The sequence below is a fragment of the Brachybacterium horti genome, from assembly GCF_054777615.1.
Genome location: NZ_BAAHAM010000002.1, coordinates 350,281 through 369,024 on the forward strand (window position 1 = coordinate 350,281; position 18,744 = coordinate 369,024).

General features: G+C 74.2%; 22 protein-coding genes. 17 read left to right on the plus strand and 5 right to left on the minus strand.

Features of this window, described 5'->3' with window-relative positions:
- Positions 1-27 precede the first annotated feature (27 nt).
- The 5 genes from murA to ACYVAP_RS06810 are packed head-to-tail and all read left to right on the plus strand — an operon-like array spanning position 28 to position 4,959.
- Positions 28-1,344, plus strand: a complete 1,317-nt coding sequence (gene murA / locus ACYVAP_RS06790) for a UDP-N-acetylglucosamine 1-carboxyvinyltransferase (protein WP_498860075.1) — start codon at positions 28-30, stop codon at positions 1,342-1,344.
- Positions 1,345-1,348: 4 nt separating this feature from the next.
- Entirely contained in the window at positions 1,349-1,909 is a 561-nt protein-coding gene (locus tag ACYVAP_RS06795; RefSeq protein ID WP_259359622.1) for a DUF2867 domain-containing protein, read from the plus strand.
- Between the two features lies 1 nt (position 1,910).
- A complete protein-coding gene (locus tag ACYVAP_RS06800) occupies positions 1,911-2,837 on the plus strand; it encodes a lysophospholipid acyltransferase family protein (protein ID WP_498860076.1) in 927 nt (308 codons plus the stop codon).
- The gene (locus ACYVAP_RS06805; protein WP_498860077.1) at positions 2,834-3,826 is read left to right on the plus strand and encodes an NAD(P)H-dependent glycerol-3-phosphate dehydrogenase; all 993 of its coding nucleotides are present in this window, start codon (positions 2,834-2,836) and stop codon (positions 3,824-3,826) included. Before ACYVAP_RS06800 ends, ACYVAP_RS06805 begins: the two co-directional genes overlap by 4 nt.
- 14 nt (positions 3,827-3,840) lie before the next feature.
- Positions 3,841-4,959: a D-alanine--D-alanine ligase family protein gene (locus ACYVAP_RS06810; protein ID WP_498860078.1), complete on the plus strand. Its 1,119-nt coding sequence runs from the start codon at positions 3,841-3,843 to the stop codon at positions 4,957-4,959.
- Between the two features lie 36 nt (positions 4,960-4,995).
- Here ACYVAP_RS06810 and ACYVAP_RS06815 read toward each other — a convergent pair whose 3' ends face one another.
- A complete protein-coding gene (locus tag ACYVAP_RS06815; protein ID WP_240811084.1) occupies positions 4,996-5,484 on the minus strand; it encodes a DUF3515 domain-containing protein in 489 nt (162 codons plus the stop codon).
- A 40-nt stretch (positions 5,485-5,524) separates the two neighbouring features.
- Here ACYVAP_RS06815 and thiL point away from each other — a divergent pair, with 40 nt between their 5' ends.
- Positions 5,525-6,538, plus strand: a complete 1,014-nt coding sequence (gene thiL / locus ACYVAP_RS06820) for a thiamine-phosphate kinase (RefSeq protein WP_498860079.1) — start codon at positions 5,525-5,527, stop codon at positions 6,536-6,538.
- Between the two features lie 81 nt (positions 6,539-6,619).
- The gene (locus tag ACYVAP_RS06825) at positions 6,620-7,702 is read left to right on the plus strand and encodes an NAD(P)-dependent alcohol dehydrogenase (RefSeq protein ID WP_498860080.1); all 1,083 of its coding nucleotides are present in this window, start codon (positions 6,620-6,622) and stop codon (positions 7,700-7,702) included.
- An 85-nt stretch (positions 7,703-7,787) separates the two neighbouring features.
- On the opposite strand, the gene ACYVAP_RS06830 is transcribed toward ACYVAP_RS06825, so the two are convergent.
- Positions 7,788-8,507, minus strand: a complete 720-nt coding sequence (locus ACYVAP_RS06830; protein ID WP_498860081.1) for a Type 1 glutamine amidotransferase-like domain-containing protein — start codon at positions 8,505-8,507, stop codon at positions 7,788-7,790.
- Between the two features lie 182 nt (positions 8,508-8,689).
- The gene (gene rpmB, locus ACYVAP_RS06835; protein WP_137770559.1) at positions 8,690-8,884 is read right to left on the minus strand and encodes a 50S ribosomal protein L28; all 195 of its coding nucleotides are present in this window, start codon (positions 8,882-8,884) and stop codon (positions 8,690-8,692) included.
- 274 nt (positions 8,885-9,158) lie between these two features.
- Between rpmB and ACYVAP_RS06840 the strand changes: the two genes are divergently transcribed.
- From ACYVAP_RS06840 to ACYVAP_RS06855, 4 genes are all read left to right on the plus strand, one after another.
- A complete protein-coding gene (locus ACYVAP_RS06840; RefSeq protein ID WP_498860082.1) occupies positions 9,159-11,348 on the plus strand; it encodes an ATP-dependent DNA helicase RecG in 2,190 nt (729 codons plus the stop codon).
- A gap of 1 nt (position 11,349) precedes the next feature.
- Positions 11,350-11,922, plus strand: coding sequence for an RsmD family RNA methyltransferase (locus tag ACYVAP_RS06845; RefSeq protein WP_498860083.1), 573 nt, complete (start codon positions 11,350-11,352; stop codon positions 11,920-11,922).
- A gap of 215 nt (positions 11,923-12,137) precedes the next feature.
- On the plus strand, positions 12,138-12,779 hold the full coding sequence (locus tag ACYVAP_RS06850; RefSeq protein WP_498860084.1) for a ClpP family protease: 642 nt from the start codon (positions 12,138-12,140) through the stop codon (positions 12,777-12,779).
- Entirely contained in the window at positions 12,776-13,366 is a 591-nt protein-coding gene (locus tag ACYVAP_RS06855) for a ClpP family protease (RefSeq protein ID WP_498860085.1), read from the plus strand. The genes ACYVAP_RS06850 and ACYVAP_RS06855 overlap by 4 nt, the downstream gene beginning before the upstream one ends.
- Before the next feature lie 62 nt (positions 13,367-13,428).
- On the opposite strand, the gene ACYVAP_RS06860 is transcribed toward ACYVAP_RS06855, so the two are convergent.
- Together ACYVAP_RS06860 and ACYVAP_RS06865 are read right to left on the minus strand one after the other, a co-directional pair.
- Complete coding sequence (locus ACYVAP_RS06860) at positions 13,429-13,881, minus strand: helix-turn-helix domain-containing protein (RefSeq protein WP_498860086.1); 453 nt, start codon at positions 13,879-13,881, stop codon at positions 13,429-13,431.
- A gap of 9 nt (positions 13,882-13,890) precedes the next feature.
- Complete coding sequence (locus ACYVAP_RS06865; protein ID WP_498860087.1) at positions 13,891-14,766, minus strand: helix-turn-helix transcriptional regulator; 876 nt, start codon at positions 14,764-14,766, stop codon at positions 13,891-13,893.
- 100 nt (positions 14,767-14,866) lie between these two features.
- Here ACYVAP_RS06865 and ACYVAP_RS06870 point away from each other — a divergent pair, with 100 nt between their 5' ends.
- From ACYVAP_RS06870 to rnc, 6 genes are all read left to right on the plus strand, one after another.
- Positions 14,867-15,646, plus strand: coding sequence for an SDR family oxidoreductase (locus ACYVAP_RS06870; protein ID WP_498860088.1), 780 nt, complete (start codon positions 14,867-14,869; stop codon positions 15,644-15,646).
- A 184-nt stretch (positions 15,647-15,830) separates the two neighbouring features.
- A complete protein-coding gene (locus ACYVAP_RS06875; protein WP_498860089.1) occupies positions 15,831-16,469 on the plus strand; it encodes a GNAT family N-acetyltransferase in 639 nt (212 codons plus the stop codon).
- A complete protein-coding gene (locus tag ACYVAP_RS06880) occupies positions 16,466-16,876 on the plus strand; it encodes a DUF3224 domain-containing protein (protein ID WP_498860090.1) in 411 nt (136 codons plus the stop codon). The genes ACYVAP_RS06875 and ACYVAP_RS06880 overlap by 4 nt, the downstream gene beginning before the upstream one ends.
- Before the next feature lie 40 nt (positions 16,877-16,916).
- Positions 16,917-17,408: a pantetheine-phosphate adenylyltransferase gene (gene coaD / locus ACYVAP_RS06885; protein ID WP_264450812.1), complete on the plus strand. Its 492-nt coding sequence runs from the start codon at positions 16,917-16,919 to the stop codon at positions 17,406-17,408.
- 5 nt (positions 17,409-17,413) lie between these two features.
- On the plus strand, positions 17,414-17,989 hold the full coding sequence (locus ACYVAP_RS06890; protein ID WP_264450811.1) for a YceD family protein: 576 nt from the start codon (positions 17,414-17,416) through the stop codon (positions 17,987-17,989).
- The gene (rnc, locus tag ACYVAP_RS06895; RefSeq protein WP_259359643.1) at positions 17,986-18,738 is read left to right on the plus strand and encodes a ribonuclease III; all 753 of its coding nucleotides are present in this window, start codon (positions 17,986-17,988) and stop codon (positions 18,736-18,738) included. The genes ACYVAP_RS06890 and rnc overlap by 4 nt, the downstream gene beginning before the upstream one ends.
- Positions 18,739-18,744 lie beyond the last annotated feature (6 nt).

An 18,744-nucleotide genomic window follows, 5' to 3' on the forward strand; every position in this document is an offset into this window, starting at 1 on the left:
GCGCCTGTCCAGCGAAGCAAGGACACCATGAGCTCGACTTTCCATGTGCGCGGAGGACGGCCCCTCGACGGCGAGATCACCGTCCGCGGGGCGAAGAACCTGGTCTCGAAGGCCATGGTCGCGGCGCTGCTGGGCGAGGAGCCCAGCGTGCTCCACTCCGTCCCCGACATCCGTGACGTGCAGATCGTCTCCGACCTGCTCGCGATCCACGGCGTGAAGGTCGAGCGGGACGTCGTCGGCGGCGTGATCCGGATGGACCCCTCGAACGTCGAGCGCGCCCACGCCACGGAGATCGACGCCCATGCGGGCAGCTCCCGCATCCCGATCCTCTTCTGCGGCCCGCTGCTGCACCGCCTCGGCGAGGCGATCATCCCGGACCTCGGCGGCTGCCGGATCGGCGACCGCCCCATCAACTACCACCTCGACGTGCTGCGCAGCTTCGGCGCGGTCGTGGACAAGCGCGAGATGGGCATCTACATCACCGCGCCGTCCGGCCTCCAGGGCACGACGATCGCGCTCGAGTACCCGAGCGTCGGCGCGACGGAGCAGGTGCTGCTCACCGCCGTGCGCGCGCAGGGCGTGACCGTGCTGTCCAACGCGGCCGTCGAGCCGGAGATCGAGGACCTCATCTCCGTGCTGCAGAAGATGGGCGCGCTCATCACCGTGCAGACGGACCGCACGATCATCATCGAGGGCGTGGACCGCCTGGGCGGCTACGAGCACGTGGCCCTCCCGGACCGCATCGAGGCCGGCTCCTGGGCCTGCGCCGCCCTCGCCACCAAGGGCAGCGTGCTCGTGCGCGGCGCCCAGCAGAAGCCGATGTCGACCTTCCTGAACACCTTCCGGAAGATCGGCGGCGGGATGGACATCACCGAGGCGGGGATCCGCTTCTACCACCCGGGCACCCCGCTGCGGGCGATCGCCGTGGAGACCGACGTCCACCCGGGGCTCATGACGGACTGGCAGCAGCCGCTCGTCGTCGCCCTCACCCAGGCCGACGGCATCTCGATCGTCCACGAGACCGTCTACGAGAACCGGCTCGGCTTCACCTCGGCGCTCAATGACATGGGCGCCCACATCCAGGTGTACCGCGAGTGCCTCGGCGGCTCCTCGTGCCGGTTCGGGCGCCGCAACTACAACCACTCGGCCGTGATCTCGGGCCCCAAGCCCCTGCACGGCGCCGAGATCACCGTCCCGGATCTCCGCGGCGGCTTCTCCTACCTCGTCGCCGCGCTCGGTGCGGACGGCGTCTCCTCGATCCACGGCATCGACCTGATCGACCGCGGATACGAGCAGTTCCGCGACAAGCTGACCGCGCTCGGCGCGGATTTCTGGGAGGACTGAGCAGATGAGCGACGCCGTCGGCCCCCGGGCGGGGGAGCAGGTCCCCTCGCCGGCGAGCTCGCTCGCCCTGCGGGACATCCCCGTCCCAGACTACTGCGACGTGGTCATCGTCCCCACGCGCGGGGTCGACGAGACGGATCCGCGGGTGTGGGCGGAGGCGATCTTCTCCCACGAGAACACGCCGCTGTCCCGCCGCGGCCTGCTCGCCCTGCGGGACGAGGCCGTGCGGCTCATGGACATGGTGCCGCCGCCCGAGAAGGAGTACGTGGCCGACGAGGTCGTGGGCTCCGAGGCGCTCATCAAGGACGACGACGAGAACCTCCGCGTGCGGATCGGCGTGGCGCTCCTGCCCGGCGGGCAGCTGCTGCAGGTGACGACCGCCGTGAAGTACCGCTCGATCCGCGGCCGCCTCGCGTACGCCCCGCGCCGGCTCATGCACGCGGCGGCCGTGAACACCCTCGCCCGCCGCGCGCCTGCCACCCTGCGGCGTCGCGGCGCGCTCGCGACGGGCCCGTCGCGGCGGAGCCTGGGCCGCGGCCGCGACCGGCGCGCCCTCGACTCCTGAGATGACGCGACGCGAGCCCGTCGGACGTCCTGCGAGGACTGCTCGCCCGCGGATCAGCCGGCGTCGCAGCTGGGACCTGGGCTCCGCGCGGCCGCCCGAGCGCCGCTCCCCGGCGGTCATCCGCCTCGCGCAGATCCCGCTGCGGCCGCTCGTCACGGCGATCGCGCGGCCCGTGTGGATCGGCCGCGAGCACCTGCCCGAGCGCGGCGGGGCGATCCTGGCGGGCAACCACATGGGTCCCTTCGACGCGCTCGCCTACGGCCACCTGCTGCAGGCCTCCGGCATCGCCCCGCGCTTCCTCGCCAAGGGATCGCTGTTCGACGTGCCCGTGCTGGGCGCGCTGCTGCGCGCGAGCGGCCAGGTGCCCGTGCACCGCGGCAGCCGCGACGGGCGCGACGCCCTCGCGAGCGCCCGTGAGTCCCTCGAGCGCGGCGAGATCATGATGGTCTTCCCCGAGGGGACCTACACCCGGGACCCGGAGGAATGGCCCATGCAGGCCCGCACCGGCGCCGCCCGGCTCGCGCTCTCGACCGGGGCCCCGCTGGTCCCCGTCGCCGCCTGGGGATCGCGACGCGCCTGGCCCGTGGGCCGCGCGCTGCCGCGCCCCGTGCCCCGGCGCACCCTGACCATGCGGATCGGCGCCCCGATCCCGGCGCTCCGCGGCCCGGGGGAGACCGAGCACGCCGCCGCCCAGCGGCTCACCGAGCAGCTCATGGCCGCGATCACCGCGCTCCTCGGCGAGACGCGCGGGGAGGAGCCGCCCGCCGTGCTCCACGACCCGCGTCGCGACCCCGTGCGCCCCGAGGCCGGTCACCGGCTCGACGCCGAGGACCGCGCCGTGCTGCGGGACGCGGCGGCCGCCGCGAGCCTGCGCACCGAGGCGCTCGAGCAGGCCCGCACCGCGCACACGATGGGGGCCGGCCGATGACCCGCTGGGCGGTGCTCGGAGCGGGCGCCTGGGGCACGACCTTCGCGCAGGTCCTGGCGGACTCCGGCGCCCAGGTCACCGTCTGGGCCCGCCGCGAGGAGATCGCCGATCGGATCGCCGCGGAGCACCGCAACCCGGACTACCTCGGCGAGCACGAGCTGCCCGCGGCGGTCACCGCCACCTCCCGTCCCGAGGAGGCGCTCGAGGGGGCCGACGCGGTCGCGGTCGCCGTCCCCGCCCAGCAGCTCCGCGCGACCCTGGGCTCCTTCGCCTCGCCCCTGCCGGCGGTCCCGCAGCTCTCCCTCGTCAAGGGGATCGAGCGGGGGACCGATGCACGGGTCAGCGAGATCATCGCGGAGGCGGGCCGCGTGGACCCGGCGCTCGTGGGCGTCCTCTCCGGCCCCAACCTCTCCGCGGAGATCCTGCAGCGCCGCCCCTGCGGCAGCGTCATCGCCTTCCCCGACGCCGCGCGCGCCGCGGCCGTCGCCGAGGCCTGCGCCGCCCCGTACCTGCGCGCCTACACCTCGACCGACGTCACGGGCGTCGAGATCGCCGGGGCCGTGAAGAACGTCATCGCGATCGCCGTGGGAGCGGCGACGGGTCTCGGGCACGGGCACAACACGACCGCCTCCCTCATCACCCGCGGCCTCGCCGAGATCACCCGGCTCGGCGTCGCGCTCGGCGGGCACCGCGAGACCTTCGCCGGTCTCGCGGGCATGGGCGACCTCGTCGCCACCTGCTCCTCGCCGCTCTCACGGAACCACCGACTGGGCCTCGCCCTCGGCCAGGGGCTCGACGTCGAGGCCGCCGCCGAGCGCGTGGGCTCGACCGCGGAGGGCGTCGCGACCGCCCGCGCCGTCGCCTCCCTCGCCGAGCGCCTGGGCGTGGACATGCCGATCACCCGGTCCGTCGTCGCCGTCGTCGACGACGGCGCGAGGATCGACCAGGTCACAGCGGCCCTGCTGTCACGGTCGGTGCGCCCGGAGTGACTAGGGTTCCCCCTATGAGAACCACAGTGGCACTCCTGTTCGGCGGACGCAGCGGCGAGCACGGGATCTCCTGCGTCACCGCCGGCGGCATCCTCGGGGCGATCGACCGCGAGCGCTTCGACGTCGTCGCCGTCGGCATCACGCCCGAGGGCCGCTGGGTGCAGGCCTCCGACGACCCCGCGGACTGGACCCTCGTCTCCGGGCAGGCGCCGACCGTCGGCGACGACGGCCCCGAGGTGCTCCTGCCCTCGACCCGTCACCGCCCCGGCGAGCCGATCACGCTGCGCACGGTCGACGCATCCGGCCGCGTGGTGCCGCTCGCGGACGTCGACGTGGTCCTCCCGCTGCTGCACGGGCCCTACGGCGAGGACGGCACGCTCCAGGGCATGCTCGAGCTCCTCGACGTGCCCTACGTCGGCTCCGGCGTGCTCGCCTCCGCCTCCTGCATGGACAAGGCCGCGACGAAGCAGGCGCTGCGTGCCGCGGGCCTGCCCTGCGCTCCCGGCATCGTGGTCCGCGAGGACCACTGGGCGCAGGAGGCGGACGCCGTCCTCGCCCACCTCGAGAAGCACCACGCGCTGCCGTGGTTCGTGAAGCCCGCCCGCGCCGGGTCGAGCCTCGGCGTGTCCAAGGTGACCCGCCCCGAGGAGCTCGAGCACGCGATGAAGACCGCCTTCGCGGAGGATCCGAAGGTCCTCGTCGAGGAGGGCGTCACCGGCCGCGAGGTCGAGTGCGGGGTGCTCGGCCCGCGGGACGGCGGCGAGGTGCGCACGACCGTCCCCGGTGAGGTGCGGATCGGCGAGGACCTCGCCTTCTACGACTACGAGGCGAAGTACTTCGGCAAGGGCACCGTCGAGATCGACGTGCCCGCCGCGCTCCCGGACGCCGCCCTCGAGGAGGTGCGCGAGGTCGCCGCCCGCGCGTTCACCGCCCTGGGCCTCGAGGGGCTCGCGCGCGTGGACGTGTTCGTCACGGAGGCCGGCGAGGTCGTCGTCAACGAGGTCAACACGATGCCCGGGTTCACGCCCTACTCGATGTTCCCCGTGCTCTGGAGGAACATGGGCGTGGAGTACACGGCGCTGATCACCGACCTGCTCGAGCAGGCGCTCTCGCGCCCCCTCGGCTCCCGCTGACACCACGGCGGACGGCCGAGCCCGCGGGGGCAGGGGTCAGGAGACGTCCTCCGCGCCCACGCAGTGATCGGTGGCGTCCACGTTCGTCGTGACGAGCTGCCCCAGGTCCAGGGCGGCGGCGGAGGGCTGGTCCGGGGCCACGGCCCGCGGCACCGAGACGTCGATCGCGGGGGAGCGGCCGTAGGTCGTGTAGAAGACCAGATCGTCCTGCTCACGCACGATCCAGTCGACCTGCACGCCGCTCGAGTCCTCCAGGCGCGTGCACAGATCCGTCGTCGGCCCGGGCGGGGTGACCCCGCAGCGCAGCACGATCGTGTCCTCCCCGGAGCCCCAGGCGATCGTTCCCTGGCTCGAGGTCTCCGCACGCGGCAGCCCCAGCAGCTCGTCCGGGGCGCCGAGCACCACGCCGGCGCAGGTGGGATCCCCGGCCTCGGGGCCGGCGGGGACCCTCACCGTCCCGCAGCCCGCGAGGCCCAGGGCGATCCCGCCGATCACGGCGGCGGTCAGAGGTCGAGGAGCACGCATCCCACCAGGGTACGTGCCGACGATCCGGCACACTGGGAGCATGGCTCCCCACGCGCGGCACGCGCAGATCGGCGAGGCCGGGCTGCTCGCCCGGATGCTCCCGCAGCTCCCCGTCGACCCGCGCACCGAGGTGGGCCCGGGGGACGACGCCGCCGTGCTGCGGCTGGACTCCCCGCGCCTGGTCATCACCACCGACTCCCTCGTCGAGGGCCACGACTTCCTGCGCACCACGACGAGCGCCCGGCGGGTGGGCCGCAAGGCAGCGGTCCAGAACCTCGCCGACGTCGCCGCGATGGGCGCCCGGCCCCAGGCGCTGGTCGTCGCGATCTCCGCCCCGTCGGACGAGCCGCCCTCGACCTTCGAGCAGATCACCGCGGGGATCGCGGAGCGCGCCGCGGCCTGGGGGGCGAGCGTCGTCGGCGGGGACCTCGGCGGCGCCGAGCAGCTCTCCGTGACGATCACCGCGGTGGGCTCCCTGCCGGGGGAGGAGCCTCCGATCCGGCGGGACGGGGCCCGCGCCGGCGACCTGCTCGTCGTCGGCGGGCCGCGTCTCGGCCGCTCCGCCGCCGGCCTCGCCGTCGCGCTCTCGGGCCGCGCCGCGCTGGCCTTCGACGACTCGGCCGACGGCCCCGCCCGCCTGGACCCGGAGCTCGCCGCGACCGACGCCGCCGTGCTGCTCGAATGGCACGATGCCCCGGACCCTGACCTCGCGCTCGGCTGGGGGAGCGGGGGAGCGGTCAGCGCCCAGATGGACCTCTCCGACGGTCTCGTGCGGGACGGCGCCCGGATCGCCGCGGCGAGCGGCCTGGCCGTGGACCTCGACCCCGCGCTGCTCGGCGCCGACGTCGAGACGCTGAGGTCGCTCGCGTCCGTGCTCGGCGCGGAGCCTCTGGACTGGGTGCTCCACGGCGGTGAGGAGCACCTCATGCTCGCCGCCGCCGAGGCGGTGCCTGCGGGGTTCCGCGCCGTGGGCAGGTTCACCCCCGGGCCGGAGGGCCTCGTCACGCTCGGCGGCGCCCCCGTGCCCGGAGTGGGATTCGACCACTTCTCCTGAGACCGGCCCGCCTCCCGGGAAGACCCCGACGGGTCTAGTCTGGGGAGGTTGCCCGATCATCCCGACATCGAGGAGACCCCTGTGTCCATCACCGTGAAGGCCCTGCAGAAGACCGGGCCCGACCAGCCCTACCGCGTCGTCGAGATCGAGCGTCGCGACCCCCGCGAGACCGACGTCGTCATCGACATCAAGGCCGCGGGCATCTGCCACAGCGACATCCACACCATCCGCAACGAGTGGGGCGAGGCGCACTTCCCGCTCACCGTCGGCCACGAGATCGCCGGCGTCGTCTCCGCCGTCGGCTCCGCCGTCACCGACTGGAAGGTCGGCGACCGCGTGGGCGTCGGCTGCCTCGTGAACTCCTGCGGCGAGTGCGAGCAGTGCCTCGCCGGCTTCGAGAACAACTGCCTCAACGGCAGCGTCGGCACCTACAACGCGAAGGACGTCGACGGCACGATCACCCAGGGCGGCTACGCCCAGAAGGTCACCGTCGAGCAGCGCTTCGTGTGCCGCATCCCCGACGCCCTCTCCTTCGAGCAGGCGGCGCCGCTGCTGTGCGCCGGCATCACCACCTACTCGCCGCTCGCCCGCTGGGGCGCCGCCGAGAAGCGGGCCGACGGCTCCGCCAAGAAGGTCGCCGTGCTCGGCATGGGCGGCCTCGGCCACATGGGCGTGAAGATCGCGGCGGCCATGGGCGCCGAGGTCACCGTGCTCTCCCGCTCGCTCAAGAAGGAGCAGCTCGCGATGGACCTGGGCGCCGCCCGGGTGCTCGCGACCACCGAGGACGACTTCTTCACCGCGCACCGCGGCGAGTTCGACCTGATCCTCAACACGATCAGCGCGGACATCGACGTCGACGCGTACCTGCGCCTGCTCACCCCGCGCGGCGTCATGGCCGTCGTGGGCCTCCCGCCGGCCGCGCAGTCGCTGAGCTTCGGCTCGATCATCGGCGGCGGCAAGGTGCTCGCCGGCTCGAACATCGGCGGCATCCCCGAGACCCAGGAGATGCTGGACTTCTGCGCCGAGCACGGCTTCGGCGCCGAGGTCGAGGTCGTCTCCGTCGACGAGGTCGACGCGGCCTACGAGCGCGTCGTCGCCGGCGAGGTGTTCTTCCGCGCCGTCATCGACACCGCGACCTTCGAGGACGCGCCCGTCGCCGTCTGAGACGGTCCCCGTCCGAGGCCGTCCCCGGCCTCCGCGCCGGTCCCGATCGTGCCCGCGCCCTGCCCCGTGCAGAGCGCGGGCACGCTCATGCCAGGAGCTCGACCGGCAGATCCGTCTCGACCGCGCCGCCGGCGCCGTCGGCCTCGATCCGGGTGACCCGGGCGCCCGGCACCTCGGTCACGGCCCGCTCGAGGACGGTGCCGCGGAACAGCAGCCCGGTGCCGTCGTCCGTGCACAGGGCCGGGCCGAGCACCCCCTCGGCGACCAGGCGGCGGATCAGCGGGCGCCGAGCGGCCTCGGAGTCCATGTGGACGCCGTTCGCGCCTGGCAGGAAGCCCAGACCGTTCGTGACCGGTGCGAGCTCGGGGCCGAAGGAGTCCGTGACCCCGCCCTCGAACCAGCAGATCGACCCGGCGGAGATGCCCGCGAGGACGACCCCCTCCTGCCACAGCCGGTGCAGGATCTCCGGCAGCCCGTGCGCCCGCCACACCGCGAGCAGGTTCACGACCGAGCCGCCGTTCACCCAGATGACGTCGAAGCCTCGCAGGTAGGCCTCGACGTCGGGCACGTTGGGCATGGAGAACAGGCTCAGGTGGTGCAGGCGGTAGCCGGCCTCGCGGGCCGCCTCCTCCATGTCCCGCTGGAAGCCCTTGTCGTCCCCGGAGGCGGTGCCGATCACGCAGATCCGGTCGCCGTGGGCGAGCTCGGTGGCGAGCGCCATCATCGGGCCGAAGCCGAAGCGGAGCCGAGGGTGCGGGCGCAGGCCCGCGCTCGTGGCGAGGATCGTGGGGGCTGAGGCCGTCATGGCTCTCCTTCAGCAGGACCGGGCGGCGGGAGCGGCCAGCCTACGGGTACCCCGCGCGCGGACCGTCGGCCGGGATGCCGTCGGAACCGCCCGCGGAACCGCCGTCGGATCCGTCACCGGACATGCAGAAGGGCCCCCGCCGTTCCCGGCGAGGGCCCTTCACCGCGGTGAAGCAGAGGCGCTCAGGCGCTGAGCTTCTGCACCTTGCCGGCCTTGAGGCAGGAGGTGCAGACGTTCAGGCGCGTGGGCGTGCCCTTGATCACGGTGCGCACGGTCTGGATGTTCGGGTTCCAGCGGCGCGAGGTGCGGCGGTGCGAGTGGGACACGCTCTTGCCGAAGCTCGGGCCCTTGGCGCAGATGTCACACGTGGAAGCCACTGTCGTCTCCTGAAGGGTCGAAATGCTGTACCTGGTGCCCGCCCGAGCCTGGCCGGCTCGCGGACCATGGGATCCGCGCCGCACGAGATTCGGTGACCTGGACAGCGCGATGGGGACGCACGGCCCCCGGGTGGTCAGGGCAACCCCGACACCATATCCCAGAGCGACCCCGGACCAGAAGTGCACAGTGCCTGTCGCGCCCTGTGGACTCCGCCACAGCACCCTGCGGGGATGGCACGATGGACCCGGCGACGGCACAGGACAGGAGGCTGCGGTGGCGCGGACGCGAACCCCGGCACGGGGCACCGGCTCCCTGCCGCTCGAGGAGGTCCTCGAGTCCAAGGAGCTCAAGGCGATGCACGGATTTGACGTGCACACCCTCGACGACATGCTCCGCTTCGCCCCGCGCCGCTACACCGTGCCCGCCGCCCTCCGCTCGATCCACGAGGTCGCCGAGGGAGAGGAGATGGCCGCGGTCGTCACCGTGACCGGGCTGACCGCGCGCAGCATGCGCAACCGGCGCGGCACCCTGCTCATCGTCGACGTGACCGACGGCGACTCCGCCCTCGAGCTGGTCTTCTTCCTCGCCAAGGAGCACCAGGTGGCGTGGCACCGGTCCCGTCTGCGCGTGGGGGAGCGGTACACCGTCTACGGGATCGCGGGGCGCGACTCGCGCACGGGCACCCCCCAGCTCACCCATCCGCGCTACGAGGAGTACGAGGACACCCCGGAGGGGCGCGCCCGGGCCGAGCGGCCCCTGCCCGTGTACCCGCTGAAGAAGAACGTCGCCCAGAAGACGATGCGGGACGCGACCGAGCGGGGGCTCGAGTTCGCCGACGGCCTCCAGCGGATCCTCCCGGACGCGGTGCTCCGCCGGCGCGGCCTGCTGTCGCTGGCCGACGCCGCCCGCGCCCTCCACCACCCGCTGACCGTCGAGGACACGCTCGCGGGCCGGGCGCACCTGGTGTTCGAGGAGGCCTTCGTGCTGCAGGCGATCTTCGCCCAGCGCCGCGCCCAGGACGAGCGCACCCCCGCGCCCGCCCTGCGCGGCGACGGCCCGCTGCGCCCCGCCCTCGACGCACGCCTGCCCTTCACCCTCACCGACGGGCAGCTCGAGGTGGGGGCGGCCCTCGAGGAGCGCCTCGCCCGCGAGCACCCCACCTCGGTGCTGCTCCAGGGGGACGTCGGCTCCGGCAAGACCGTCATCGCGCTGCGGGCCATGCTCAGGGCCGTCGACTCCGGGCACCAGGCGGCCCTGCTGGCGCCCACCGAGGTCCTCGCCGAGCAGCACCACCGCACGATCACGGGACTGCTCGGCGACCTCGCCGCCGCCGGCCGGCTCGACGGTCACGCCGACGCGACCTCCGTGCGCCTGCTCACCGGCTCACAGCGCACCGCCGAGCGCCGGCGCACCCTCCTCGACGTCACCTCCGGCGAGGCGGGCATCGTCATCGGCACCCATGCCCTGCTCACGGAGTCCGTCGAGTTCGCCTCGCTGGGCCTCGTCGTCATCGACGAGCAGCACCGCTTCGGCGTGGACCACCGCCGCCGCCTCCGCTCCAAGGGGCCGGGCGGCATGAGCCCGCACGTCGTCGTCATGACCGCGACACCCATCCCGCGCACCGCCGCGCTCGCCGTGGTGGGCGACCTCGACGTGCTCACCCTCCGCGAGAGCCCCGGGCGCCGCGCCGGCGTCACGAGCTTCGTCGTCCATGAGTCGCTCCCGCGCTGGGAGCAGCGGATGTGGGCGCGCGCCGGGGAGGAGGTCGCCGCGGGCCGGCAGGTGTTCGTGGTCTGCCCGCGCATCGACGAGGACGACGCCGCCCCACCGGACCCGGAGGGGAGCGAGCCGCTGCCGCCCCCGCGCGGCGTCACCGAGACCGCCGCCCGCCTCGCCTCCCGCCCCGAGCTCGCGGGCGCCCGCGTGGGCGTGCTCCACGGCCGGCTCGGCACCGAGGAGAAGCAGCAGGTCATGGAGGACGTCGTCGCCGGGAGGATCGACGTGCTCGTCGCGACCACCGTCATCGAGGTGGGCGTCGACGTCCCCAACGCCTCGACCATGATCGTGCTGGATGCGGAGCGCTTCGGCGTGTCCCAGCTGCACCAGCTGCGCGGGCGCGTGGGGCGCGGCGAGGCCCCCGGCATCGCGTTCCTCGACACCCGGGTCGAGCAGGGCTCCGTCTCCTCCCAGCACCTGCAGTCCGTCGCGGAGGCGACCGACGGCTTCGCCCTCGCCGAGCTCGACCTCCACCGCCGCGGCGCGGGCGACCTCGTGGGGGAGCTGCAGTCCGGCCTGGGCCGTACGCTCCAGCACCTCGACGTCATCCGCGACGGCGAGGTCATCGCCCGGGCCCGCGAGGACGCCTTCCCGCTCGTCGCCGCGGACCCGGATCTCACCGACCATCCCGTGCTCGCCGCGGCGATCGAGACCCGTCTGGCGGACGCCGACGTGGAGAGGAGCTGACGTGCCCCGCATCGTCTCCGGCAGCCTCGGGGGCCGGACCATCCCCGGCATCGTCTCCAAGGGCACCCGGCCCACCTCGGACCGGGTGCGCGAGGCGCTCTTCTCGCGGCTGGACGGCTGGGACGCCCTCGCCGGCGCGCGCGTGCTCGACCTGTACGCCGGTACCGGCGCCCTCGCCTTCGAGTCCCTCTCCCGCGGCGCCGCGCACGCCCTGCTCGTGGAGCTGCACGCGCCGAGCGCCCGCTCGCTGGGCGCGGCCGCACGGGAGCTGGGCCTCGCCGATCGTTGCACCGTGCGCGCCGGCCGCGCCGAGACCGTCGCCGCCCAGCTCGCCGCGGAGGCGGGCTCCCGCGAGCCGTGGACCCTCGTGTTCCTCGACCCGCCCTACGACGCCCCGACGGACACCCTCGAGACGCTCCTGGTGACCCTGCGTCCCGCGCTCGCCGACGACGCCCTCGTGGTGATCGAACGCAGCAGCCGCACCCGCCCGATCACCTGGCCCGAGGGCTGGGCGGACGACGGCACCAAGAGCTACGGCGAGACCGTGCTCCAGTACGGCGGCCCGGCCACCTGACCTCGCTCACCGCCACCTCGCCCGCGCGCTTGCTCACGTTGCTCGCCGCTGCCCCAGCTCGCGGATGGTCCGATTCCGTTCCAGATGCGGCGCCGATCTGGAACGGAATCGGACCATCGTGAAGGTGCCCTCGGGCTGAGGACCTCCGCCGCCCGCTGATCAGCGCAGGACGGAGACCGTCCCGTCGATCCGACCGGCGGAGCAGGCTCGGGGGCATGACATCGACACCGGCCCTCACCGCCGAGACCGAGACCCCTCCGCCCACCGCCCTCGCCGAGCGCACCGCCGCCGGCCTCCTGCACCAGCGGATCCTGCTGCTGGACCGGGAGCTCGAGCAGGACAACGGCGCGCAGCTGTGCGCCCAGCTGGTCCTCCTCGCCGCCGAGGACCCCACCCGGGACGTGACCCTGCTGATCAACTCCCCGGGCGGCCTGGTCCCCGCGATGCTCGCGATCGGCGACCTCATGGACCTCGTCCCGTGCGACGTGCGCACCGTCGCCCTCGGCATGGCCTACAGCGCCGGGCAGTTCCTGCTCACCCACGGCACGCCCGGCAAGCGGTACGTGCTCCCGCACGCCCGCGTGCTCATGCACCAGGGGTCGGCCGGGTTCGGCGGCAGCGCCGCGGACATCGAGCTCCAGGCGGAGGACCTCCGCCGTGGCCGGGACCTGCTGCTGGACCTCACCGCGGAGCGCACCGGGCAGAGCCGCGAGAGGATCGCCCGGGACTCGGAGCGGGATCGGATCTGGGAGGCGCAGGCGGCCGTCGAGTACGGCTTCGCCGACCACGTGCTGGGCTCCCTCACCGAGCTCCTGCCCTTCGGCGGCCCGGCCCGCACGAGCGGGGTGTCGCGATGAGCTCCTACACGATCCCCAGCGTCATCGAGCGCACCGTCAGCGGGACCGAGCGCAGCGCGGACGTCTTCTCCCGCCTGCTGTCCGACCGCATCGTCTACCTCGGCACCGGGGTGGACGACGGGGTCGCCAACACGATCATCGCCCAGGTCCTCCACCTCGAGAACGACGCCCCCGGGCAGCCGATCCAGCTGTACCTCAACTCCGAGGGCGGGGACGCGCAGGCCGTGCTCGCGATCCACGACGCCCTCGCGTACGTGCGCTGCCCGGTCGCCGTGACCTGCATCGGCCAGGTGGTCGCGGCGCCGGTCGTGCTGCTCGCCGCGGGCACCCCGGGGCTGCGCTCGGTGCTCCCTCACGCCCGGGTGGTGCTGCACCCGCTCGAGGCGAGCGGCCGTGGCGCGATCCCGGACCTCATCCTCGCGACCCAGGAGGTCGAGCGGGTGCGGCGCGAGCTCGAGACGGTGCTCGCCGAGCACAGCGGCCGTCCGCTCGCACAGGTCCGCGAGGACCTCGAGCGGGAGCGGGTGCTCGACGCGCAGGCGGCCGTCGACTACGGCCTCGCGGACACGGTGCTCCGTCGACGCTGAGGTCGGGGACGCCGGTCCGACGGTGCTGCTCCGACGCTTCAGCTCAGGTCCGGTGCTGCCGGTCAGGCGACGCTGAGCAGCACCGGACCGGCGGCCTGGGCGCCGGTCGACGCGGCCGTCGGCCCCGGGAGCGGCAGCTCCTGACGCCCGGCGACGGTGAGGTCGAGGACGCGCAGGGCGGCGGGGGAGCGGCGGGCCGCGGCGACCCGGTCACCGATCTCGTAGACGCTGAGGCCGAGGGCGCCGGTGATCGCGGCGAGCACCTCGGAGGAGGGGTCCTTGCGGCCGCGCTCGACGTCGCTCAGGTGCTGCATGCTCACCCCGCTCGCCGCGGCGAGACGAGCGAGGGTGAGGCCCTGGCGGAGGCGCTCCTCGCGCAGCACCGCGCCGACGAGCTCCCGCAGCAGCGGCTCGGTCGCGCGCGACGGAGCGGTGCTGGCCGACGGTCCGGTGCTGCTCGACGGTCCGGAGATCGCCGACGGTCCGGCGGCGTCGATCGGCTCGATGGCGTCCATGGGCCGAGCCTACGATCCCGTGGCCCGGCGCACACCGGGCTCCGCTGTGAGCGGATCCTCGCTGCCGATCACCGCGAGCAGCGCGAGCCTGCTCGCGGCCTCGGAGCGGGGCGGCGCGGTGAGCACGAGCAGCACCTGGGACTCGTCCTCGGTGAACAGGGCCTGGCAGTCCACGTCGATCTCGCCGATCTGCGGGTGCACGACGGTCTTGTGGTCCTCGAAGCGGTGCCCCACCTCCTGCCGCTCCCACAGCCGGGCGAACTCGGGGCTGCGCGCGGCGAGGTCGCGGGCCATCTCCGCGGCGCGGGCACGGGTGGCCTCCCTGCCGTAGGCGGCGCGCAGCTGGGCGACCTGGAGGCGACCCTGGTGCGCGTGGTCCCGCGCCGGGTAGGCGCGGCGGCCGGAGGCGGGATCGGCGAACCAGCGGTGGATCGCGGAGCGCTCCGGGCTCCGCAGACGGTCCGTGTCCCCGAACAGGGCGCGGGCCGGCTCGTTCTGCACGAGCGTCTCCCCGAGGGAGCTGATGATCAGCGCGGGCGTGTCGGTGAGCCGGTCCAGCACGCGCAGCAGCCCGGGGGCGACGTGCCCCTGCGGGGAGGAGCGGTCCGGCGCGGGATGACCCGCCACGCGGAAGAGGTAGTCGCGCTCGTCCTCGGTGAGGCGCAGCGCGCGGGCGAGAGCGGCGAGCAGCGGAGGGCTCGGCTGCGGACCGCGCCGCTGCTCGAGCCGCGTGTAGTAGTCGACGGACATCGCCGCGAGCAGGGCGACCTCCTCGCGGCGCAGCCCTGCGGTGCGGCGGCGGGCGCCCGCGGGCAGCCCGACGTCCTCCGGGCGGAGGCCGGCACGGTGCTGCACGAGGAAGGCGGCGAGCGCGGGACGATCCATCCCCGAAGCATCGCAGGGCGTCCGGGGCGTATCCAGGGATCGCGGATCCCCCGATCGTCGCGGCCTGGAGCGCCGCGCTCGCCGGGCCCACGCTGGGGTCATGACACTTCGAGCGGACCTCAGCGGCCACACGATCCTCGTCCCCGGCGCGACGAGCGGCATCGGACTCGCCCTCGCCCTGCGCCTGCGGGAGCAGGGCAGCACCGTGATCGTCGGCGGCCGTCGGACCGCCCTCCTCGAGCAGATCGCCCGGGAGCACCCGGGGCTCGACACGATCGAGATCGACGTCGCCGATCCCCGCAGCATCGAGCACGCCGTCGCCGAGGTGATCCAGCGCCACCCGGAGCTCGACGTGCTCGTGACGATGGCCGGGATCATGCAGGCGGAGGACTGGTCCGACACCGCCACGGCGCTCGCGACCGCCGAGCGGGCCGTGACGACGAACCTGCTGGGCACGATCCGCCTGATAGCCGCCGTCCAGGAGCACTTCCGCGCCCGGGGCGACGCCACGATCATGACCGTCACCTCCGGCCTCGCCCACGTGCCGATGCGTGCCACGCCCACCTACACGGCCACCAAGGCCGCGGTGCACCAGCTCACCGAGTCCCTGCGCCTGCAGCTCGCGCCGGCGGGCATCGAGATGATCGAGCTCGTGCCGCCGGCCGTCGGCACCGACCTCATGCCCGGTCACCGCGACAGCCCCGGCGCCATGGACCTCGAGGCGTTCGCGGACGAGGTCCTCTCCCTGCTCGCGACGGAGCCCGCGGACCCGCGCGCCTCCCGCGAGATCCTCGTGCGGCACGTGGAGCCGCTGCGCCTCGCGGAGGTGCGCGGCAGCTACGAGGAGGCCGTGGCGCGGCTGAACCCGCCGCTCGCCTGACCCCGTCCCCGGCGCGCCCCTGAGCCGTCGACCGCGGTCACGAGGTGCGCGGGATCGACCCGGTGCCGGCCTTCGTGGAAATCGCGCGGGCCCGCCGGCCGGACGTCGACGTGAGCCCCGGCGGCGAGGGGGCGTCACCTCGGTCGATGCCGGCTCACGGCGGTTCCGGTCCTACCCTGAGGCGGTGACCGACACGCGTCCTGCTCTCCCCGTCCTCGCCGACCTCGACTGGCCCCTGCGCACCGCCCGGCTCGTCCTGCGCCCCGCGCGCCCGGAGGACGCCGCCGCGATCTGGCCCTGGTACGGACGCGAGGACGTGCAGGAGTACACGACCACCCGCCCCGCGGACCTCGCGGCGATGCAGGAGTGGTGGGACGAGCCGAGCCGCCTCGTGAGCACCGTCGTCGCCGAGCGGGACGGGGTGATCGTCGCGACCGGCATGATCAAGATCCAGGACGCCTGGGGGCAGTCCGACGTGGTCGAGCAGGCCCGCGGAACCCTCGCCGAGCTCGGCTGGACCGTCGACCCGGGCCGGCAGGGCGAGGGGATCGGCACCGAGCTCGCCGCGGCCCTGCTCGACGTCGCGATCGACGGCCTCGGGATCCGCCGCGTCGTCGCCGAGTGCTTCGCCGTCAACACCGCCTCCCGCCGCGTGATGGAGAAGATCGGCATGCGCCTGGAGGCCGTGCACCGCGAGGACTCCCTGCACCGCAGCGGCCGCTGGATGGACGGTGCGACCTACGCGATCCTCGCGTCCGAGCGCACCGCCGGTGAGAGGATGACCGGGTCCGACGAGCCCGCCTCCCACCAGGAGACCCGATGAGCACCAGCGACAGCCCCGTCGAGCCCGCCGTGCCCGTCACGGCGACCTTCACCGTCTCCGTGGTCCCCGGTGACACGGTGCTCGAGGGCACCGGCCGCTTCGACCTCGTGAAGACCTGGCACGGCGGCATCGAGGGCACGAGCCGCGGCGTCATGCTCACCGCGGGGGACCCCGAGGCGGGCAGCGCCGGCTACGTGGCGCTCGAGGTGTTCGAGGGGACCGTCGGCGGCCACGCCGGTACCCTCACGCTGCAGCAGTCCGGGACGATGGAGGGCGAGGCCGTGGACCTCGCCTACCGGATCGTGCCCGGCGGCGGCACCGGCGCGCTCGCCGGGCTGCGCGGGGAGATCACGATCGAGGGCATCGCGGAGGACGGCACCCACCACGCCGCCCTCACCCCGGCCTGAACGACGGTCCGCGGCCGCTCCGGCCCCTAGAGTGGGGGCCATGAGCACGGTCGTCCTCCCCGGATCCTTCGACCCCTTCACGCTGGGCCACCTGGACCTCGCGCGCCGCGCGGCCGCCCTCGCGGACTCCGTCGTGATCGCCGTGAGCCACAACCCCGGCAAGAAGAACCTCCTGGATCTCGAGACCCGCCAGCGAGTCATCCGCGAGACGCTCGCGGCGGAGGGGCTCACCGAGCGCTGCGAGGTGAGGACCCTGGGCCGTGGGCTGCTCGTCGACTTCTGCCGCGAGGCGGGGGCCCACGCCGTGGTGCGCGGGCTCCGCTCCCAGGTCGACCTCGCCTACGAGGAGCCGATGGCGCGGATGAACCGCCACCTCGCGGAGGTGGACACCGTCTTCCTGCTGACCGCCGCGGATCTCGCGCACATCTCCTCGAGCCTCGTGCGGGAGGTGCACGCCCTCGGCGGTGACGTCTCCGACATGCTCCCGGCGCCCGCTCTCGACGCACTCGTCGCCGCCTCCCGCGTATCCTGAATCCCATGCCCACCACGCCTGCCACCCCTGCCGCACACGAGCCCGAGTTCGCGCCCGGACTGCGCCTGGACGCCGTCGACCTCGTGGGCCGCACCGGCTCCCACCGCCACGTGGAGCGCACCGTGCCCGCTCCCGCGCGCGACGACCTGGGCCCCGCCATGCAGCCCGAGGAGGGCGCGGACCTCCTCATCGACGTGGAGCTCGAGTCCGTCGTCGAGGGGATCTACGCCCACGGCACCGTCGGCGCCCACCTCGTGGGGGAGTGCTCCCGCTGCCTGGACCCCGTCGAGCAGGAGTTCTCCTCCCGCCTCGACGAGCTGTTCCTCTACCCGCAGAAGGTCAAGGCCGCGGATCGCGAGGACTCCGTGCTCCTCGCCGACGACGACACCGCGGACCTCAACCCGCTCGTGCGCGACGCGCTCGCCGTCGACGCCGACGAGCGCCCCCTGTGCCGTCCCGACTGCCCGGGGCTGTGCCCCACCTGCGGCTTCCGCATGGAGGACGACCCCGAGCACCACCACGAGGTGATCGACGACCGCTTCGCCGCGCTCGAGGGCTTCTTCGAGGACGACGAGCGATGAGCCGTCGGCGACGCTCCACCGAGGCCGCCGACCCCCAGGGCCTGATCGACGCGCTCCCGCTCGACGGCGGCCAGGCGGCGGACCTGCGCGAGTCCGGCCTGCTGGACCTCGCGCTCACCCACCGCTCCTACTCCTACGAGAACGACGGCATCCCGCACAACGAGCGCCTCGAGTTCCTCGGTGACGCCGTGCTGCAGCTCGCCGTCACCGAGAAGCTCTACGCGGACCATCCGAGCCTGCCCGAGGGCGACCTCGCCCGGCGTCGCGCCGCGACCGTGAGCGCCCGCGCGCTCGCCGTGATCGCGAGCCGGCTGCACCTGGGGGAGTACGTGAAGCTCGGCCGCGGCGAGGACCTCTCCGGCGGCCGCGCCAAGGTCTCGATCCTCGCGGACACCACCGAGGCCGTCATCGGCTCCGTGCACCTCGCCTGCGGGCAGGACGTCTCGCGCCGCTTCGTGCTGGACCTCATGTCGCCGCTGCTGGACTCCGACGAGTTCCTCGAGTCCAGCTACGACTTCAAGTCCCGTCTCCAGGAGATCGCCGCGGCCTCCGGGCTCACCCCGGTCTACCGGATCACCGAGACCGGCCTCGAGCACGACAAGACCTTCACCGCGCAGGTGAGCGTCGAGGGCGTGGTCTCCGCGAGCGGCGAGGGGCATTCGAAGAAGGACGCCGAGCTCGCCGCCGCCCAGAACGCGGTGAGGGCGATCCTCGCCGAGCGCGGCGAGACCCTCATCCCGCGCGGCTGAGGCGGG

What these genes read in the sequence shown, in the direction of transcription:
- murA (WP_498860075.1), top strand. Translation starts at nt 28, where the DNA reads ATGAGCTCGACTTTCCATGTGCGCGGAGGACGGCCCCTCGACGGCGAG.
- ACYVAP_RS06795 (WP_259359622.1), top strand. Translation starts at nt 1,349, where the DNA reads ATGAGCGACGCCGTCGGCCCCCGGGCGGGGGAGCAGGTCCCCTCGCCG.
- ACYVAP_RS06800 (WP_498860076.1), top strand. Translation starts at nt 1,911, where the DNA reads ATGACGCGACGCGAGCCCGTCGGACGTCCTGCGAGGACTGCTCGCCCG.
- ACYVAP_RS06805 (WP_498860077.1), top strand. Translation starts at nt 2,834, where the DNA reads ATGACCCGCTGGGCGGTGCTCGGAGCGGGCGCCTGGGGCACGACCTTC.
- ACYVAP_RS06810 (WP_498860078.1), top strand. Translation starts at nt 3,841, where the DNA reads ATGAGAACCACAGTGGCACTCCTGTTCGGCGGACGCAGCGGCGAGCAC.
- ACYVAP_RS06815 (WP_240811084.1), bottom strand. Translation starts at nt 5,484, where the DNA reads ATGCGTGCTCCTCGACCTCTGACCGCCGCCGTGATCGGCGGGATCGCC.
- thiL (WP_498860079.1), top strand. Translation starts at nt 5,525, where the DNA reads ATGGCTCCCCACGCGCGGCACGCGCAGATCGGCGAGGCCGGGCTGCTC.
- ACYVAP_RS06830 (WP_498860081.1), bottom strand. Translation starts at nt 8,507, where the DNA reads ATGACGGCCTCAGCCCCCACGATCCTCGCCACGAGCGCGGGCCTGCGC.
- ACYVAP_RS06850 (WP_498860084.1), top strand. Translation starts at nt 12,138, where the DNA reads ATGACATCGACACCGGCCCTCACCGCCGAGACCGAGACCCCTCCGCCC.
- ACYVAP_RS06855 (WP_498860085.1), top strand. Translation starts at nt 12,776, where the DNA reads ATGAGCTCCTACACGATCCCCAGCGTCATCGAGCGCACCGTCAGCGGG.
- ACYVAP_RS06860 (WP_498860086.1), bottom strand. Translation starts at nt 13,881, where the DNA reads ATGGACGCCATCGAGCCGATCGACGCCGCCGGACCGTCGGCGATCTCC.
- ACYVAP_RS06865 (WP_498860087.1), bottom strand. Translation starts at nt 14,766, where the DNA reads ATGGATCGTCCCGCGCTCGCCGCCTTCCTCGTGCAGCACCGTGCCGGC.
- ACYVAP_RS06870 (WP_498860088.1), top strand. Translation starts at nt 14,867, where the DNA reads ATGACACTTCGAGCGGACCTCAGCGGCCACACGATCCTCGTCCCCGGC.
- ACYVAP_RS06880 (WP_498860090.1), top strand. Translation starts at nt 16,466, where the DNA reads ATGAGCACCAGCGACAGCCCCGTCGAGCCCGCCGTGCCCGTCACGGCG.
- coaD (WP_264450812.1), top strand. Translation starts at nt 16,917, where the DNA reads ATGAGCACGGTCGTCCTCCCCGGATCCTTCGACCCCTTCACGCTGGGC.
- ACYVAP_RS06890 (WP_264450811.1), top strand. Translation starts at nt 17,414, where the DNA reads ATGCCCACCACGCCTGCCACCCCTGCCGCACACGAGCCCGAGTTCGCG.
- rnc (WP_259359643.1), top strand. Translation starts at nt 17,986, where the DNA reads ATGAGCCGTCGGCGACGCTCCACCGAGGCCGCCGACCCCCAGGGCCTG.